Source organism: Nostoc sp. LPT (assembly GCF_017115165.1).
In the GTDB taxonomy this organism is placed as follows: Bacteria; Cyanobacteriota; Cyanobacteriia; order Cyanobacteriales; family Nostocaceae; genus Nostoc.
The window spans coordinates 35,404-55,008 of record NZ_JABXKF010000117.1 but is presented as its reverse complement, the minus strand read 5'-3'; the positions used below and the strand labels follow the sequence as shown (position 1 = coordinate 55,008).

Below are 19,605 nucleotides of genomic sequence, written 5' to 3'. Positions count from 1 at the left end.
ATGTTAACAAAACTTTGCATCGTGTCCCATATTGCACGTATCCCGGCTGTACCCCATATTTGCCTCGAATAATAGCTGGCATTTCAAATGGGATATCCAAAGCTTGCAACCAACGAATTACTGGGACACAAAAGAACTCCCTATTTAAATACAATCGCTCAATTTTTAACTTGATTGGCTCAATTAACCCTAAAAGATAAGTAATAAGTGCTACTTTTGTATCTTGTTGCCGAACAGCTTTAATAGCTAAAGTGACTCGTTTATTCTTCTTAATTACGTAGAGAGTAGCATAAGCGTAAAAAGAGCAAGTACCACTTTTAGCTTTACTTCTATAAATAAAAGGTGCTTCGGCTGGTGATGGTTCACCATAATATGGAATTAGATTAAAATCGATGGCGATTTTTTGTTGTCCCTGCCGTATCCCATCTGGCAAGCGACTTTGGAGTGCCTTATTTAAATCCTCTTCCAAAGAAGTGATGTCTGAATATTTTTCTAAATGGTAACGGATATCATTACTGGTCGGAACATTTTTTAAGACTTTAGTAGTGTTTTCAATGCTGTCTCTTTGAGTGGCTGCTCGAATTAAAATTTCAAATATATTTTTTTGTTCGCAATTACCTTGAGTTTTAATTGGAACATTTTCTGCTAAACAGTTAACCACTTCTTTTAACGTTTGATTATCGGTTAAAACCGGGGTAGTTGCAGTCATAGCCAAACGAATTAATCCTTTAAGTTAAAAATTTTACTTCTTCACCTCAATACTTTACAAAAATTCCAAGACACAGCGCCAGAAGATTGTTCTGGTGCGGGAGCTACCCTTACCTTTTTCTCCAATTTATTAGTTTTACTTATGTAATATCTCTAAACGAATTTTCCCAAAACCGTATCAAAAATTACAGTTTTTCAGACAATAATCAGGTTTCCAAGTATCCATCACTGAGCGATCGCAGAACTTTTCGGTCTACCTCAGTGATTTTTTTCCACTTGTGAGAAATCCGGGTATTGCATTTTCTTAAGAAAGGTGAGAGTATTTGAAAATGTAGGTAAAGCACGTTAGTTTAAAAAAACTAACGGTCACATCAGGCGGTAGTTCTGCCGCAGTAGCAGCTACCGTTACAGCATTAAGAGGGGCGTTTAGCATTGTCGGAGGTATAGGAGTGCTTGGTCTGATAACAGTTGTGGGAGATGGTGTAGCCGGATATGGAATACAAGCCATTCTCAAAGCTATCTATAAAGAACGTAGTCAAACCGAATCCGTAAGATTTCTCCTTAAAGAAATTAAAAATTTAGCGATTAAAGATAAGCTAAAACTAAAACTGAAAAATGAACTTAGCCCAGAAAAATTTACTAATACCTAAGGAGTAGAGATCCCAAAAACAGTTGAAATCGTTGAAGAATAATTTCAATGGTTTTTTAGAGAAAGTAGTGTATGCAAGCAAAGCAATGTCTTAATCCTATAGATTTCTAAGTAAAAAATCCAATTAATTGTTGTAAGACGGGTGTTTAAAATATAAAATATTGATTTATGACTGTTTGTCTAAGCAATTCCCAGAATCCTCTAGATAGATTTTCAAATTTAGTAGAACTACTACGTTACAGAGCAAAAATTCAATCAGAGCAAAAGGCTTATACCTTTCTGATAGATGGAGAAACTGAAGAAGTCAGCTTGACTTACTCTGAACTAGACCTGCAAGCACGAGCGATCGCCGCTCGTCTTCAGTCTCTAAAAGCTTCTGGAGAACGCGTTCTGCTGTTGTATCCACCAAGTTTAGATTTCATTGCTGCCTTCTTCGGCTGTCTCTATGCCGGTGTTGTAGCGGTTCCAGTTTATCCACCAAAGCGCAACCAAAGTCTATCGAGACTGCGGGCGATCGCATCAGATGCTCAAACGACAATAGCACTGACTGTTAGCTCTACTCTCACCCAGATTCAAAGTCAATTTATCCAAGAGCCAGAGTTTGCCGATATGCCATTGCTGGGTACCGATAGCATCGCTATTGATGAGGCTGCAAACTGGCAACAAGTGCAAATAGATAGGAATACTCTAGCTTTTCTCCAGTACACTTCCGGCTCTACAGGAACGCCCAAGGGTGTAATGATCAGTCATGGCAACCTGCTGCAAAATTCCAAGTATACGCAACAGATATGGGAGTACAACTCACAAAGCGTCATGGTAACGTGGCTGCCTGTTTTCCATGACATGGGACTAATCTACGGAGTTCTCCAACCTCTGTATCAAGGGTTTCCCTGCTACATGATGGCTCCTGTATCTTTTATTCAAAAACCAATACGATGGCTTCAAGCAATTTCGCGCTACAAAGCTACTCATAGTGCCGCTCCTAATTTTGCCTACGAACTTTGCGTCCTCAAGACCACACCTGAACAACGCGCTACCCTCGATTTAAGCAGTTGGCACATAACTTTAAATGGTGCCGAGCCAGTCAGAGCAGACACCATCAAACAATTTACCCGAGCTTTTCAAGCTTGTGGTTTTGAGGACGCAACGTTTTGTCCAGGCTACGGTTTAGCAGAAGCAACTTTAGTAGTAGCTGGAGTGCAAAACCAAAAAGTACCAAGTTTCTACACAGTTCAAGCAGAAGCACTGGCACAAAATCGGGTAATAGAAGGCAAAAGCGAAGAGAAATTACAGACTCTCGTAGGACATGGACAGCCTGGAATTGATACTAAAGTAATTATTGTTCATCCCGAATTATTAACCCAATGTACCCCAGACAAAGTTGGAGAAATTTGGGTTTCTGGTTCTAGCGTTGCTCAAGGATATTGGCAGCGAACTGAAGAAACCAAGAAAACCTTTGGTGCTTATTTAAAAGACACCAAAGAAGGCCCGTTTATGAGAACGGGGGATTTAGGATTCTTGAAAGATGGCGAGTTGTTCATCACTGGGCGACTTAAAGATGTGATTATTATCCGGGGTCAAAACCATTATCCCCAAGATATTGAATGGACAGTGGCACAGAGTCACCCAGCACTGCGACCTAGTTGTAGTGCAGCTTTTATAGTGGAGGTCGAGGGTGAAGAGCGCTTAGTAGTCGTTCAAGAAGTAGAGCGTACTTGGCGGCGGAAGCTAGATGTGGATATAGTAGTCAGAGCTATCCGTAAAGCTGTCTCCTTAGAACACGAGTTGCAGATTTATGCAATAGTCCTACTCGATACAGGGAGCATTCTTAAAACTTCCAGTGGTAAGATTCAGCGCTCTGCTTGCCGAAGTGCCTTTCTAGAAAAAAGCTTGAAGGTGGTAGCCTCTTGGGGTGATTCGTCCAGCCAAACTTTAGACCAGTCTCAAGGTAAAGCAGAATCTCTAGCAAAACCAATTCAAACTCGCCAAAAATCAGATTCGCGCATTCAGAGTACCGATATTACAGTGGCACGAGATTCTAGTAAAGAACGTGCCAGCAATTTGATCGAATGGCTGCGCCATTACGCCAACGAACGAATTAACTCCCAACTCATTGATGAGCGTCGCTGCATCCCACCCTACATTGTGCTTGATTTTGGCAATCATGGTCTTTTGGGTATGCAGGTGCCACTTGAATACGGGGGTATTGGTCTTGGCAACTACGATATCATGCGGGTTATAGAACAACTTGGGGCGATCGACCAAACCCTAGCATCCTTTGTGATTGTTAACAACTTTCTAGGGATTCGTCCCATATTGAACTATGCCTCAAATCCAGTTCGGGATGAACTCCTTCCCATCTTAGCCACAGGTCGCGAACTGGCTGCTTTTGCAATTACAGAACCAGGAGCAGGGTCGAATCCCCAAGCCATCTCAGCCAAAGCAATACCAGATACTAATGGTGGCTGGCTCTTACAAGGCACTAAGATATGGAGCGGTTCAGCAGCATGGGCAAGTGCAATTAATGTTTTTGTGCAACAATTCGATACCAACGGCAAATTTAGAGGAATCAGTGGTTTTGTTGTCCGCCAAGGAATGCGAGGTTTGCGCTCTGGAACCGAAGCCCTGACAATGGGAATGCGGGGCATGGTTCAGAATACTGTACATTTAGACAGCGTAGCTGTTGATTCAGAGCATTTGTTGGGCAATCCAGGGCAAGGAATGAAAGCTGCTCAGGATGCCATGATGTATACCCGATTGTGTCTGGCGGCTATGAGCGTAGGCGGGATGAAGCGCTGTGTCCAGTTGATGCTTCGCTATGCCGATCGCCGTTCAATATCAACGGGTCGCTTGCTAGATAACCCAGTAACACTGATGCAATTGAGCGATCTCACGGCGGCTATTACATCTGTGGAAACCCTAGTTGCCAAGATAAGCAGGTTACTTGACGATGGGAATTTTGTTCCACCGGAAATCTATGCAATTTGCAAGACAACTGGGCCAGAGTTTTTCTGGAAGGCTGCTGATAGTCTCGTTCAGCTACTGGGCGGTCGTGGTTATATCGAGACGAACATCGCACCTCAACTCCTCCGCGATGCTAGAGTAACTCGCATTTTTGAAGGCCCCACCGAAACCCTACAGATGTTTGTTGGCTCCTGTGTTGTCAACAATAGTGCAAGAATACACCAATTTCTAAGCAAGGAACTGGCAGCATCAATAGTTTCTCATCGCTTGAGAGTAGCTGTCGAACACATCCGCGATCGCTACGCCCAAGCTCACGCTCCCTTCTCAGACCAAATCTCTGCAACCCGCTGGGGATATTTGCTGATCGGCGAACTCGCCTCCTTTGCTGTTCTGTGGGCTGTAACTCAACAGGCATTTGAGCAAATGCAATCAGAACCCCTACGCCGGGCTGTTGAGTGGACACAACTTCACTTTCAACAAAAGCTCGAAACAGCCTTACGTGGTATCCCGGCTGAATCCGTCCTATCAGATGCAGATGCCATTAGTGAGATCATACTGGATTATACAGAAGCGATCGGCAATATTGAACAAACCCTCGCAGGCGAAGACTATGAACTAGATGAACTGCTACGGCAAGACCCTTCCATAATCAGTTCCAGCCAAAAATCCAACAACCAAGTAGAAATTTCTACCCCAATTGAAATGCCCAGGACTGTAGAGGTGAACTCTGCTGAGTTTCAACATCTCTATCTCCATACAGGCGAGACGATTCAGAACTGGATAGAAAATTGGCTGGTCAAAAAATTAAAAATTGATGCCAAATTAGTGAACTCTAGTCAATCGTTTGCTGAGTATGGCATGGATTCAGTAATGGTGGTGGAATTATCACAGGAGTTAGAAGACTGGCTAGGACAAGCTCTAGAACTTGAAGCTACAATTGCCTGGAACTTTCCCACAACTGAAGCTTTAGCGCATTATATAGCCAGCCAACTCAGCATATCAAAACAAACTTCTCAAGTAAATTTACAGCAACGTTTCAACAGTGAAATCGAAAGCTCCAAGAACTTAGGACTGAAATCTCCAGAATCTAATGAGCAGATTGCAAAAGCTTCAACGGATTTAGAAACACTCTCTGAAGAAGAGCTAGCTAAATTACTCAGCCAGGAAATAGCAGTAAATAAAAAGAGAAAATCAAATTAATTAAGTTATGAATTTCTCTCAAATTATAAATAATATTACATATTAAGAGTGATATGACTAGTACTTCAAATAATATAAACTATCGACAATTATTAAAAAATGCATATTTAGAACTAACAGATATGCGTTCTAAACTTGATGCTATTGAGCAAGCAAGAACAGAACCAATTGCTATTGTCGGTATGGGGTGCCGCTTTCCGGGAGGTGCAAATAATCCAGAAGCATTTTGGAATCTTTTGTCCGAAGGAAGACATGCAACACAAGAAGTACCAGCAAATCGCTGGGATATTAATTTTTACTATGACCCAGATCCAGATGTACCAGGGAAGATGTACACGCGGTATGGTGGATTTTTAGATGAGGTAGACAAGTTCGATCCTCAGTTTTTCGGAATTTCTCCAAGAGAAGCGACAAGTATAGACCCCCAGCAGCGGCTGCTTCTAGAGGTAACATGGGAGGCATTAGAAAACGCCTCAATTGCAGTAGAGGGTTTGAGAGGAAGCCAAACAGGAGTATTTATTGGAGTTGGCTTTGATGATTATTCACAATTAAGCATAAATTCTGGCGATCCGGGCTGTATTGATGCCTACACACTATTAGGTAACAGCCAAAGTATTGCTGCCGGTCGCTTGTCATACATCTTGGGTCTACAAGGGCCTACCATGCAACTAGATACTACCTGTTCTTCTTCGCTATTGGGAGTTCATCTAGCCTGCTCCAGTCTGCGTTCAAAAGAGTGTAATCTCGCCATAGCGGGTGGAGTGAACTTGATGCTCTCACCGACAACTACAATTGGCTTTTGCAAGTTGAAAGCTTTAGCTGCTGATGGTCGCTGCAAAAGCTTCGATGCTAATGCTGATGGTTACGTGCGGGGAGAAGGATGTGGGATCATAGTGCTGAAGCGTCTTGGTGAAGCGATAAAAGACGGCGATAATATTTTAGCTCTGATTAAAGGTTCGGCGGTCAATCATGATGGTCAGAGCAATGGACTCACAGCTCCCAACGGTTCGGCTCAAGAAGCGGTAATTCGTCAAGCATTGTTCAATGCTGGGGTAGAGCCAACTGAGATCCAATATGTGGAAGCTCATGGAACGGGGACGCCTTTGGGAGACCCCATAGAAGTTTTGGCCTTGGGAAAGGTATTAGCTCAAGGACGTTCAGAGGATGATCGCCTAGCGATTGGTTCGGTAAAAACCAATATTGGTCATTTAGAAGCAGCAGCCGGAATAGCAAGTCTAATGAAAGTTGTGCTTGCTCTCCAGCACAAGTTAGTTCCACCCACTTTACATCTAAAAGAACCAAATCCCTACATTCCTTGGCAAAAACTTCCTATTGAAGTTACAACTGTGCCAACTCCCTGGACTGCAAAACAAAAGCCTCGTTTGGCTGGGGTCAGTTCATTTGGCATGAGTGGGACTAATGTGCATCTAATTTTAGAGGAAGCATCAATAGGAAGTCAAAATTCAAGTTGCGCTTCCAGCGCACCAAAGGTGCGACTCAAAATTCAAGATGCAAATGTTGTTGAGCGTCCTTATCACCTACTCACACTCTCCGCAAAAACTGAGTCCGCTCTGCAAGAACTTGTCAGCCATTATCAAGCTTACTTAAAGTCTCATCCGGAAGCATCCATAGCAGATGTTTGCTTTAGTGCCAATACGGGGCGATCGCATTTTACCCACCGCCTTGCTGTAGTAGCGCGAACAACCCCAGAGTTGGGCGAAAAGTTGAGTGCTGTTGCTACTGGTAACGAAACTGTTGGACTGGTAAGCGGACAAGTGTCTAGAAAACGTCCGAAAATAGCGTTTTTATTCACGGGTCAGGGTTCCCAGTATATCAATATGGGACGCGAACTCTACGACACTCAACCCATTTTCCGCCAAACATTAGATCAGTGCGATGAAATTCTTCGCCCATTACTGAAGCATTCGCTCTTAGAAGTACTATATCCTGCTCAGATAGAGGAGCAGGAAGAGAAGCTGAAGCGGTGGCTTCCTCCGTTAGCGCAGCCCGCCGCAGGCATCCAAACTTCTCCTATCGGAGACGCTACGCGAACGGGGAGCAAGAGAACAGGGGAGAAGTTTTTTGAAAATTCTCCCTCATCTTCCTCATCCACTCTGCCTATTGATCAAACCGCCTATACCCAACCTGCGCTGTTTGCTTTTGAATATGCTCTGTATCAACTGTGGAAATCTTGGGGTATTGAACCAGATGTGGTGATGGGTCATAGCGTTGGCGAATATGTTGCGGCAACTGTAGCAGGGATTTTTAGTCTGGAAGATGGATTGAAACTTATTGCCCATCGGGGACAGTTGATGCAGCAGCTGCCACCGGGAGGCGAGATGATTTCACTGATTGCTTCCGAAGAGCAAGTGCGGCAAATCATAGCACCTTATGAGCGTACAGTGGCGATCGCAGCCATCAATGGGTCGGAAAGTGTAGTGATTTCAGGAGCTAGTGAAGAAATTGGTACTATTTGCCACCAGCTAGAAGCGCTCTTAATCAAGACAAAGCGTTTGCAAGTATCTCATGCCTTCCATTCCCCACTGATGACACCTATGTTGAAGGAGTTTGAGCAAGTAGCCAATCATGTCACCTACAAACAGCCCCAGATTCCATTAGTATCTAATGTCACTGGACGACCAGCTGATGAGCAGATTACCACAGCGCAATACTGGGTGAATCATGTGCTACAAGCAGTGCGGTTTGCTGACAGTATGCAGACATTGCATCAGCAAGGATATAAAGTTTTCTTAGAGATTGGGCCCAAGCCGATTTTGTTGAGTATGGGGTATCAATGTTTGCCAGACAGCGAGGGTCTGTGGCTACCTTCTTTGCGTTCTGGAGTACCGGAATGGCAACAACTGCTCTTTAGTTTGAGTGAGTTATACGTAGCCGGAGTCAAAGTTGATTGGTTAGAGTTTGAACGAGACTATCTGCACGAGAAAGTCGCACTACCGACCTATCCGTTTCAAAGACAGCGCTATTGGATTCAACAAGTAAAACAAACCATGAATGAAAAAGACTTGGCTGTAAATGGCAAAAAATCGACATTCAAAATAGATGCTACTCCCACACCCAGCAGACTAGAAGAAATTTTAGCCAGATTGCAAGCTTTAGTCGGGAATTTACTGCAAGTCTCGCCAGCAGATGTCAACATTCATGCTCCCTTTTTGGAAATGGGTGCAGATTCCATCATTCTCGTCGAAGCCGTGCGCCGGATTGAAAACACTTATGGAATCAAAATTGCAATTGGTCAGTTATTTGAAGAATTGACGACTATTTATACATTAGCTACGTACATAGACCAAAAATTATCCCCACAAAGGGTTGAGCCAGATTCTCTACAACAGCCAGAGCAACCAATCTCTACTCAATCAACCCCTGAATCAAGCCTTCCTAGTACACAGGATTTTGAACACAAAGGAACAGCAGCTCCTGAGACGACCTTAGAACGAATTATGACGCAGCAGCTCCAAGTCATGTCTCAGCAATTAGAGGTCTTGCGCGGCAACGGTTCGTCTGAAAAAAGTTTATTGTCATCCAAGAATGGGCAGCTTCAATCCGCTCAAACTATAACGCCTGCTGTTGATTCGCCCCAGAAAGAGCAACACAACCAAATCACTCAAGCAACACCTTCTGCCACTCCAACCAAGCCGGAGTTAAAGCAACCGTCCCATGAGCCATTTTCACCTCTTTCTTCTTTTCCAGGTGCAGATATTCCAGGAAAGGAACTAAGTCTGCAACAACAGCACCATATAGAAGTACTGAGCGATCGCTATAATAAACGCCATCAAAAATCAAAACAGCTTGCACAAAGCTATCGTCCGGTACTGGCCGATAGCAGAGCTACAGCTGGGTTCCGTCTCTCCATTAAGGAGATGGTCTATCCTATCGCTGGAGAGCGATCGCAAGGTTCTAGATTTTGGGATGTGGACGGGAATGAGTATGTAGATATCACTATGGGATTCGGGGTGCTTCTTTTTGGTCACGATCCACAGTTCGTGACTGAACCTGTTCAAAAGCACTATCAACAAAGTCTTAAAATTGGCCCCCAGTCTAAGTTAGCAGGAGAGGTTGCCCAGTTAATCTGCGAACTGACGGGTATGGAGCGAGTTACTTTCTGTAATTCAGGTACAGAAGCAGTGATGACAGCGCTACGTCTAGCACGCTCGGCGACAGGTCGTACTAAGATTGCTTTATTTGCTGGTTCCTATCATGGTCAGTTTGATGGAATCTTAGCCACAGCACCAGAGGGTAAGATTAAAGCTGTACCTTTAGCTTCAGGAGTATCTCAGAATTTTGTTGAAAATGTTTTAGTACTGGATTATGGAAATCCAAAATCCATTGAGATTTTGCAAGTCCATGCTCAGGAATTAGCTGCTGTATTGGTTGAGCCTGTGCAGAGCCGCCGACCTGATTTGCAGCCCAAAGAATTTTTACAGCAATTGAGGCAATTGACACAAGCATCAGGAACAGCACTGATTTTTGATGAAGTTCTTACAGGTTTTCGCATACATCCAGGTGGGGCGCAGGCATGGTTTGGCATTGAAGCAGATATCGTCACTTATGGAAAAATTATCGGCGGTGGGACTCCAATAGGAGTGGTAGCTGGGAAAGCCACCTACATGAATGGTATTGATGGTGGTTTGTGGAACTATGGAGATGCTTCGTATCCACAAGCAGAAAAGATATTTTTTGCTGGAACCTTTAATAAAAATCACACAGGGATGGTTGCAGCATTAGCAGTGCTTCAGCATCTCAAGAAACAAGGTACTGAACTTCAGCAGCAGTTAAATCAGCGCACATCGCAGTTAGTCCAAACACTTAACTCTTACTTTGAAGAAGAAGATGTACCCATCCGCATTGTGCATTTTGGTTCGCTGTTTCGTTTTACTTTCCCAGGAAATCTAGATTTATTTTTTTATCATTTAATTGACAAAGGTGTTTATATCTGGGAAGGGCGTAACTGTTTTCTTTCTACAGCACATACCGATGCGGATATTAATTATGTTATCCAAGCAGTCAAGGATAGTGTCAAAGAACTGCGAGAAGGTGGTTTTTTACCGTCAGGTTTAAGCGAGTCGCTAAAAACTGATAAAACCACTAATGAAACATTAAGCGATTTGACACCAGCCCTTTCGGATAAAAACCTGACGCCATCCGCCTTATTCTGGGGTCGAGACGAGTGCCGTCTAAGAGATTATATGCCTACCGCCTCAGAGATTGGCGATCGCCTGCTGTCGGAGTTCACTCAAGTAACTTGTCAACAAAATGTAAAATTTTATGGAGAAGCAGTAGCCCAGTTGGAAGCCCTAAGCATCACTTATGTTTTGAGAGCATTCCAGCAAATGGGATGGAAATTTCAACCGGGGCGGCGCTTCTCAACAAAATTTATTGTAAAGCAATTGGGCATCATCGAGCAGCACCAACGGTTGCTGGAGCGCTTACTGGAAATGCTAGCAGAAGAAAAAGTGCTACATCAAGTAAATGACCATTGGGAAGTCACTCAGATAGTAGAGATTCAAAACCCACAAGCACAAGAAATTGCATTTTTGGCTCAATACCCAAAAGTAGAAGCAGAACTGACCTTGCTCCAGCGTTGTGGTCAGAAACTTGCACAAGTTTTACAGGGAGAGTGCCACCCTTTGGAGTTGTTATTCCCAAAGGGTAATTCCACCGCGCTAACCAAACTATATCAGGATTCACCTGGGTCTCAGGTGATGAACACCTTAGTGCAAAAGGCAGTTTCTGAAGTACTGGAGCGTTTCCCACAGGAATGCAGGGTGCGAATTCTAGAAATTGGAGGCGGAACTGGGGGAACAACATCCTATATTCTGCCTCAACTGCTAGACCATCAGACAGAATACGTGTTTACCGATGTCTCCCCTGTATTAATTTCCAAAGCTCAAAAGAAATTTGGCGATTATCCATTTGTACGCTATGAGATTTTAGACATCGAGCAAGATCCCAAAACACAAGCGTCTGATTTTCGTCAGTACGATTTGATCATAGCGGCTAATGTGTTACACGCTACCAAGGATTTGCGTCAGACATTAAAGCATATACACCAGTTGTTAGTTCCTGGTGGGCTGCTAGTACTGTTAGAAGTAACCGTTCGCCAACGCTGGTTGGATTTGACATTCGGGTTGACAGAAGGTTGGTGGAAGTTTGCCGACCTGGATTTGAGACCATCCTCCCCTTTGCTTTCTCCTTACCAATGGCAGGATCTGTTAAAGGAAAGTCAATTTAGAGAAGTTGTGACTATTCCCAATAACCAGGGGAAGGTAGGAATTCGATCCAAACAAACTGTCGTTATAGCGTCGGCTGCATCCGAAGTCCCTCTCACTGAAGCTCAAAAGCAACTCTGGATGTTAGCCCAGTTGGGAGAAGATAGCTCAGTTGCTTATAACGAATCTGTAACGCTGCAATTACGAGGTTCGTTGAACGCAACAGCAATGAGCCAAGCGATACAGAAACTAGTTGACCGCCACGAGGCACTGCGAACAAAAATCAGCCCCAAGGGGGATGTGCAAGAAATCTTACCTACCTTCAAAGTAGATTGTCCTGTATTGGATTTCAGTTGTTTAGAAGGCGATTGCAATGCTCAAGTCGCTGAGTGGCTCGACCAAGAAAGCCGAAAACCCTTTGATTTGAGTAACGGTTCTCTGTTGTGTGTGCATCTCCTCAAATTGGAGCCAGAACTCCATTTACTGGTTTTGACTGCCCATCACATCGTGATTGATGGCTGGTCGATAGGAGTTATTCTCCGAGAATTGGGGGCTTTGTATTCAGCCGAGTCTCAAGGAATGGTTTGCCATCTCAATCCTCCAAAACAATTTCGGGAGTACATAGAGTGGCAAAATAAGCATTGCCAGATGCAGGAGATGAAAGCTCACCAATCTTACTGGTTGGAGAAATTGACCGCACCCCTTGTTTTAGACTTACCCACTGACCGCACTCGCCCACCCATCAAAACCTATCACGTCAGTGGCAAAACCATTAAGCTTGATGCTCAAGTGACCAAAAACCTCAAACTGTTCAGTCAGCAACAAGGTTGCACCCTGCTGATGATCCTACTATCAGTTTACACAACGTTAATTCATCGACTGACAGGACAAGATGATATTATCGTGGGGGTTCCCACATCTGGGCGATCACTCTTGGGGGGTGAGGGGATGGTTGGTTATTGTGCCCATTTCTTACCGATACGTAGTGAGTTGGCAGGTAATCCTACGTTTGTAGAATATCTCAAACAGATGCGAGGTAATTTATTAGAAGCTTACGAACACCAAGATTACTCCTTTGCCCAATTGCTAAATCAACTGAACCTACCAAGGGATACTAGTCGCTCTCCCTTGGTTGACGTGAGCTTTAATTTAGAGCCGCCTATTACTCTGCCACAGATGTCTCAACTGGACGTTAACTTATTGCCTCAAGTTGTTAACTTTAAAGATCAGGATCTCCATTTAAATGTGGCAGAGAGAGCGGGTGAGCTATTACTGGAGTGTAATTATAATACCGACTTATTCGATGCATACACTATTGAGCGATGGCTGAGTCATTTCCAGACTTTGTTGCAAGCAATTGTTACCGAGCCGGAACAACATCTTAGAAAATTACCTCTACTTACTGCTGACCAACGGCATCAGTTATTAGTCGAGTGGAATGATACTCAAGCTGAGTATCCCTTTGATAAATGTATCCATCAGTTGTTTGAGTCACAAGTTAAGCGCACCCCCGATGCAGTGGCGGTGGTATTTGAAAATGTACAGACGCGATATGTCGCGTCTCTAACATACCGCGAGTTGAATGCCAAAGCTAATCAATTGGCGCATTACTTGCAAACTTTGGGTGTGGGAGCAGATGTGCTGGTAGGGTTGTGTGTGGAACGTTCACTGTTAATGGTGGTGGGACTTTTGGGCATTCTTAAGGCGGGTGGTGCTTATGTGCCACTTGACCCAGAGTATCCCCAAGAGCGTTTGAACTTCATGCTTGAAGATGCTCAAGTTCAAGTACTGCTGACTCAACAACATCTTCTTGAACGGCTACCTGAGTATCATGCGCCGCTTCACTTCGGCTTACCTCGGCTCCGCTCGGCACAAGTCGCTCAGTGCAGGGTCTGTTTGGATACTGATTGGCAACTTATCTCCCAGTCGAGCGATCTTGACTTGGTTAATAGTAATACAAGAGAAAACTTAGCCTATGTAATTTACACTTCTGGTTCTACAGGTCAGCCTAAAGGAGTAATGATTCAACATCACTCCTTAGTTAATATTACGCAGACAGCAATTGTTGAATATGGGTTAAGCAATAGCGATCGCTCACTACAGTTTTCCTCTATTAGTTTCGACGTGGCGGCAGCAGAAATCTATCCTTGCCTGAGTTGCGGTGCAACCTTAGTGTTGCGAACCGATGAAATGTTGAGTTCTGTACAGACGTTTATCGAAAAATGCCGGGATTGGAATTTAACAGTATTAGACTTGCCAACAGCATACTGGTATCAGGTAACTAGTGAATTAGCCAATGCCAATTTGCTCCTGCCCGATTGCATCCGGCTAGTAACTATTGGTGGAGAGCCTCTGCTCAAGCAACAATTAAGAATCTGGCAGCAGCATATAGGCGAGTACCCTCAGCTAATAAACGCTTATGGACCTACTGAAACGACTGTAGCAGCAACGCTATGCAAATTGTCGGGTTCAGCCACAACAGAAATTGATGAGCAAAAGATCCCAATTGGACACCCCATTCATAATACTCAAATATATATACTAGACCAATATCTACAACCAGTCCCCATTGGTATAGCAGGAGAACTGCACATTGGTGGTGCGGGTTTGGCACGAGGCTATCTCAATCGTCCAGAATTGACACAAGAAAAATTCATCCCCAACTCCTTTAGCACCGACTCGGATTCGCGGCTTTACAAAACAGGGGATTTAGCACACTATTTACCCGATGGCAACATTGAGTATCTAGGACGCATCGACAATCAAGTAAAAATTCGCGGTTTCCGCATCGAGTTGGGAGAAATCGAAGCAGTACTAAATCAACATAGTGATGTGCAAACATCTTGTGTTATCGCCCGTAAAGACACTCTAGGTGTTCAGCGCTTAGTCGCCTATGTGATACCAAATTTACACTTAACACCCGCAAGTCCCCAACTGCGTCAGTACCTCTCTAGTCAACTGCCACTTTACATGGTGCCAAATGCTTTTGTGGTACTAGAAACTTTGCCACTAACATCCAACGGCAAGGTAGACTACCGCTCCCTTCCAGCACCAGATTTAGCTTCGCAAATGTTAGACAAATTTGTTGCCCCGCACACATCCATTGAAAAAACGGTGGCACAAATTTGGACTGAGGTGCTGAGAATAGAGCAAGTGGGCATTCACAATAATTTCTTTGAACTCGGCGGGCATTCCCTGCTGGCTACACAAGTAATTTCTCGCTTGCAGTCAGCTTTCCAGATTTCGTTGCCATTGCGCTATCTATTTAAATCACCTACGGTTGCCCAGTTAAGCGATGCGATCTTAGCTGAACTTCAAACCGATTCAGGTCTGACGCTTGGGGCGATTGTGCCTGTCCCCAGAGAGAAAGACATACCCCTGTCATGGGCGCAGGAACGCCTGTGGTTTCTCCATCACTTGGAAGGCGAAAGTGGTGCTTACACAATGTCTTGTGCCTTGCGTCTGGTGGGAAATCTAAATGTCAAAGCTTTGGAGGGGGCGCTTCAAGAAATAGTGCGGCGGCATGAAGTTCTGCGTACTCGCTTTGCGATCAAAGATGATAAGCCAGTACAGGCGATCGCCCCTCACATAACCATAACATTGCCAGTGGTGGATCTCCAGAATGTGCCAGATTCTTGGAAACAAGTGGAGCAACAGGCAAAAAAAGAAGCCCGCAAACCATTCGATCTGGCCAATGATTCTGTGCTGCGAGTCATGCTTTGGCGAGTTTCTCAAGACGAATACATATTGCTGTTGGCGATTCATCATATTGCTGCTGATGGTTGGTCAATAGGCGTTTTGAACCGCGAACTGTCTGTCCATTATCGAGCCATTTCCGCGGGTAGTTCTGCTGTATTACCAGAGTTATCTGTGCAGTATGCCGACTTTGCAGTGTGGCAGCGCCAATGGCTGACAAATCAGGTACTGGAACGTCAGTTAAGTTACTGGAAGCAGGAGTTAGCGGGAGCGCCACCACTATTAGAACTACCCACAGACCGCTCCCGCCCAGCTGTACAGACTTTTCGCGGAGGTGTAGAGCGCTTTCAAATAGATGGCAAGCTGACGCAACAACTCAGACAGATCGGCCAGGAGTCAGAAGCCACTCTGTTTATGACGCTGCTAGCAGGTTTTGTCGTCTTACTTTCTCGCTACAGTGGACAAACGGATCTGGTGGTAGGCTCTCCTATTGCCAATCGCAACCGCAAAGAAACAGAACCATTGATTGGATTTTTTGTCAATACTCTAGCCTTGAGGTTCGATTTATCCCAAGAACCGTCCTTTGAAGCCTTACTGGCGCAAGTACGGCAAGTCACCCTCAATGCCTATGAACACCAGGATTTGCCCTTCGAGATATTGGTAGAAGAGTTGCAACCAGAGCGAAAATTGAATCGTAACCCCCTGGTGCAGGTGGCATTTGCACTGCAAAATGCTCCTACCTCCGACTGGGATTTGCCTGGTTTAAGCGTCGAGCAGATGCTTTGGCATCTTGACACGGTTCGGGTTGACCTAGAACTACACTTCTGGGAAACTCTAGAAGGTCTTAATGGCTTTTGCTGTTACAGTAGCGATTTATTTGATGCGGCAATGATCGCTCGCATGATGCAGCATTATCAAACGTTGTTAGCGGCTATTGTTCCTTACCCAGAACAACCAGTCAACCGATTACCCCTACTTACAGCAGCCGAACAGCAGCAATTGTTAGTGGAGTGGAACACGACTCAAACGGATTATCCAACGCAATGTCTGCATCAACTGTTTGAGAGCTTTGTAGAACAAAATCCTGATGCAGTCGCCGTCGTATTTGAGGCGCAACAACTTACCTATGGGCAGTTGAATGCACAGGCCAATCAATTAGCAAATTATTTGCAAAAACAGGGCGTGAAACCAGAAATGTTGGTAGGCATCTGTGTGGAACGTTCTCTGTCCATGATTGTGGGATTGTTGGGAATTCTCAAAGCAGGTGGTGCTTATGTCCCCCTAGATCCAAAATATCCCAGCGATCGCATTGCCTATATGTTGAGTGATGCTCAATTGCAGGTGCTGGTTACTCAGTCTTCGTTAGCGGACAGATTTCCCAAACATCAGGCACAGGTGGTCTATTTGGATGCAGACTGGGGGGTAATTTCTCAGGAGAGTGAAGAGAATCCCGTCAGTGGCGTTCAGTTGGAGAATTTAGCCTATGTAATTTATACATCTGGGTCTACAGGCAAACCTAAAGGGGTTTTAGTCGCTCACCAGGGATTGTGCAACCTAGCTGCTGAGCAAATTCGGCTCTTTGACGTACAGCCAGACAGCCGCATTCTCCAGTTTGCTTCCTTAAGCTTCGATGCCTCAATTTGGGAAATTGCTATGGCTTTTGGTTCGGGAGCAAGGCTAGTTCTGGGAACGTCAGAATCATTACTGCCAGGTGAGAACTTGATGCAATTACTGCATGACCAGTCGATTACTCACATCACCCTTCCACCTTCAGCCTTGGCAGTGTTGCCTGCTGAGAGATTGCCCGCCTTACAGTATATCATCGTAGCGGGAGAAGCCTTGTCAGCCGATTTGGTGGCGCAATGGTCTAGAGGGCGACGCTTGTTCAACGCCTACGGACCTACTGAATCGACTGTCTGTGCGACAGTAGCTTTTTGTAGCGACGGCAGCCAGAAACCACCCATTGGTCGCCCTATTGCTAACACACAGATATACATTTTAGACGACCATTGCCAATCGGTTCCCATAGGTGTTCCGGGCGAACTACACATCGGGGGTATTGGTTTGGCTCGTGGCTACATAAACCGCCCTGAGTTGACTGCTGAGAAATTTATTCGCCATCCCTTCAGTTCAAAGCTTGGCGATCGCGAAGCGTGTGCAAAGCACTCTCGTCTCTACAAAACTGGAGATAAAGCTCGTTACCTGAGTGATGGGAATATCGAGTTTCTCGGTCGGATAGATCATCAGGTAAAGGTTCGCGGTTTTCGCATCGAAACTGGGGAAGTTGAAGCAGTTTTGAGTCAACACCCCTTAGTGCGGGAGAGTGTTGTCGTAGCAAGAGAAGACATCCCTGGCGATCAACGCACTTCGGCTTCGCTCAGTACAAGTCTGGTAGCTTATTTAGTGCCGGATCTCAAAGGCCAAGCATTATCCGAACAGGTTTACCAATGGCAGAACGAGTACGTTTCGGATTGGCAAACGCTCTATGAACAAGCCTATAGTCAGTCTCAAGCATCTACAGATGACTTAACGTTCAATATTGCTGGTTGGAACAGTTCGTACACAAAGCTTGCCATCCCAGCTCAAGAGATGCAGGAGTGGGTGGAGAGTACGGTGGAGCGAATTTTGTCTCTGTTACCGCAGCGAGTCTTAGAAATTGGTTGTGGCACGGGGTTATTGTTATCTCGTGTTGCCCAGCGCTGCCAACAGTATTGGGGAACCGATTACTCCAAAGCAGCTCTACAGTATGTTGAACGGCTCTGTCACTCAGTAGAGGGTTTAGAAAATGTCCGGCTGTTGCACAAAACGGCGGATAACTTTGAAGACATCCCCACAGCAGAATTTGACACTGTAATTTTGAACTCAGTTATACAGTATTTCCCCAGCGTTGAGTATCTGTTGCAAGTTCTAGAAGGAGTCATGGCGACGATTGGCGATCAAGGGACTATTTTCGTGGGCGATGTCCGCAGCTTGCCTCTATTGGAGCCATACCATGCGGCTGTACAGTTGTCCCAAGTCCCTGAATCCAAAAGTGTTGAGCAATGGCAGCAGCAGGTACACCAGAGTATAGACGGGGAAGAAGAATTGCTCATCGATCCGAGTTTTTTCATTGCCCTGCAACAACGTTTTTCCCAGATTACTTGGGTGGAGATTCAGCCGAAACGTGGTCGCTTTCAAAATGAGTTAAGTCAATTTCGCTATGATGTTACCCTCCATGTAAACACTAATGTGCAAACACTTGCACTGAGCAAAGCCGAAGTGACGATAGTTCCTTGGTTAAACTGGCAACTAGACAAGCTCTCATTCACACAAATTCAAAACCAGTTGCTTCAAGAGCAGCCAGAACTGTTGGGAATTAGGCGCGTACCTAATCAACGGGTACAGCAAGCATTACAGATTTGGCAATGGTTGGAACATCCCCCTGGTGTTGAGACAGTCAGCCAATTGCGGCAACTGCTAGCACAACAGTCAGCAGGTGGGATAAATCCGGAAGAGTTTTGGCAGTTGGGGCAGCAACTCAATTACACTGTCCACCTGAGTTGGTGGGAGAGTAGTCAGGATGGTTGCTATGATCTGGTGTTCTGTCGCAATTCAACGCAGACATCTGATAAACTAGGGGCGATGGCTTTTTGGGATCGTGAGACAGTCACCACCAAACCCTGGACTAACTACACTAACAATCCCTTGCAAGGCAAGTTAGTCCGCAAGCTCGTACCGCAAGTACGCGAATTTATCCAACAAAAGCTACCCAATTATATGGTTCCCCAAGCTTTTGTCCTCCTCAATGCCTTGCCCCTGACACCCAATGGCAAGGTTGATCGCCGCTCCCTCCCAACACCTGATACAGCCACCAGAAATCTCTCAACTAGTTTTGTTTTACCTCGAACACCTATTGAAGCTCAACTAACTCAAATCTGGAGTGAAGTTTTGAGACTGGAACGGATTGGAGTCAAGGACAACTTCTTTGAAATAGGTGGGCATTCTCTGCTAGCTACTCAAGTGATATCACGGGTAAATTCAGCTTTTGGACTTAACCTACCCATACAGACGATGTTTGAGTCTCCTACAGTGGCTGGTTTAGCAGCCTACGTAAAAGTCATGGATTGGGCAACACAAAATTTACCAGTTACAGAAGTCAGTGGCGAAATAGTGGAGTTTTGA

General features: G+C 44.9%; 3 protein-coding genes and 1 pseudogene. 3 read left to right on the top strand and 1 reads right to left on the bottom strand.

Annotated features, from left to right (window positions below; genetic code table 11):
* Window positions 1–709, bottom strand: a pseudogene (locus HWQ58_RS22170) (ISH3 family transposase); the annotation flags it as partial.
* Between the two features lie 448 nt (window positions 710–1,157).
* Between HWQ58_RS22170 and HWQ58_RS22165 the strand changes: the two are divergent.
* The 3 genes from HWQ58_RS22165 (at window position 1,158) to HWQ58_RS22155 (ending at window position 19,605) form a co-directional block, all read left to right on the top strand.
* Window positions 1,158–1,358, top strand: a complete 201-nt coding sequence (locus tag HWQ58_RS22165) for a hypothetical protein (RefSeq protein ID WP_366838418.1) — start codon at window positions 1,158–1,160, stop codon at window positions 1,356–1,358.
* 167 nt (window positions 1,359–1,525) lie between these two features.
* Window positions 1,526–5,521: an AMP-binding protein gene (locus HWQ58_RS22160; RefSeq protein WP_292867179.1), complete on the top strand. Its 3,996-nt coding sequence runs from the start codon at window positions 1,526–1,528 to the stop codon at window positions 5,519–5,521.
* Between the two features lie 53 nt (window positions 5,522–5,574).
* On the top strand, window positions 5,575–19,605 hold the full coding sequence (locus HWQ58_RS22155) for a non-ribosomal peptide synthetase/type I polyketide synthase (protein ID WP_292867177.1): 14,031 nt from the start codon (window positions 5,575–5,577) through the stop codon (window positions 19,603–19,605).

Bases quoted from the DNA above. Each gene is read 5' to 3' on its own strand.
- HWQ58_RS22155 (WP_292867177.1), top strand. From the start codon at position 5,575: ATGACTAGTACTTCAAATAATATAAACTATCGACAATTATTAAAAAAT.
- HWQ58_RS22160 (WP_292867179.1), top strand. From the start codon at position 1,526: ATGACTGTTTGTCTAAGCAATTCCCAGAATCCTCTAGATAGATTTTCA.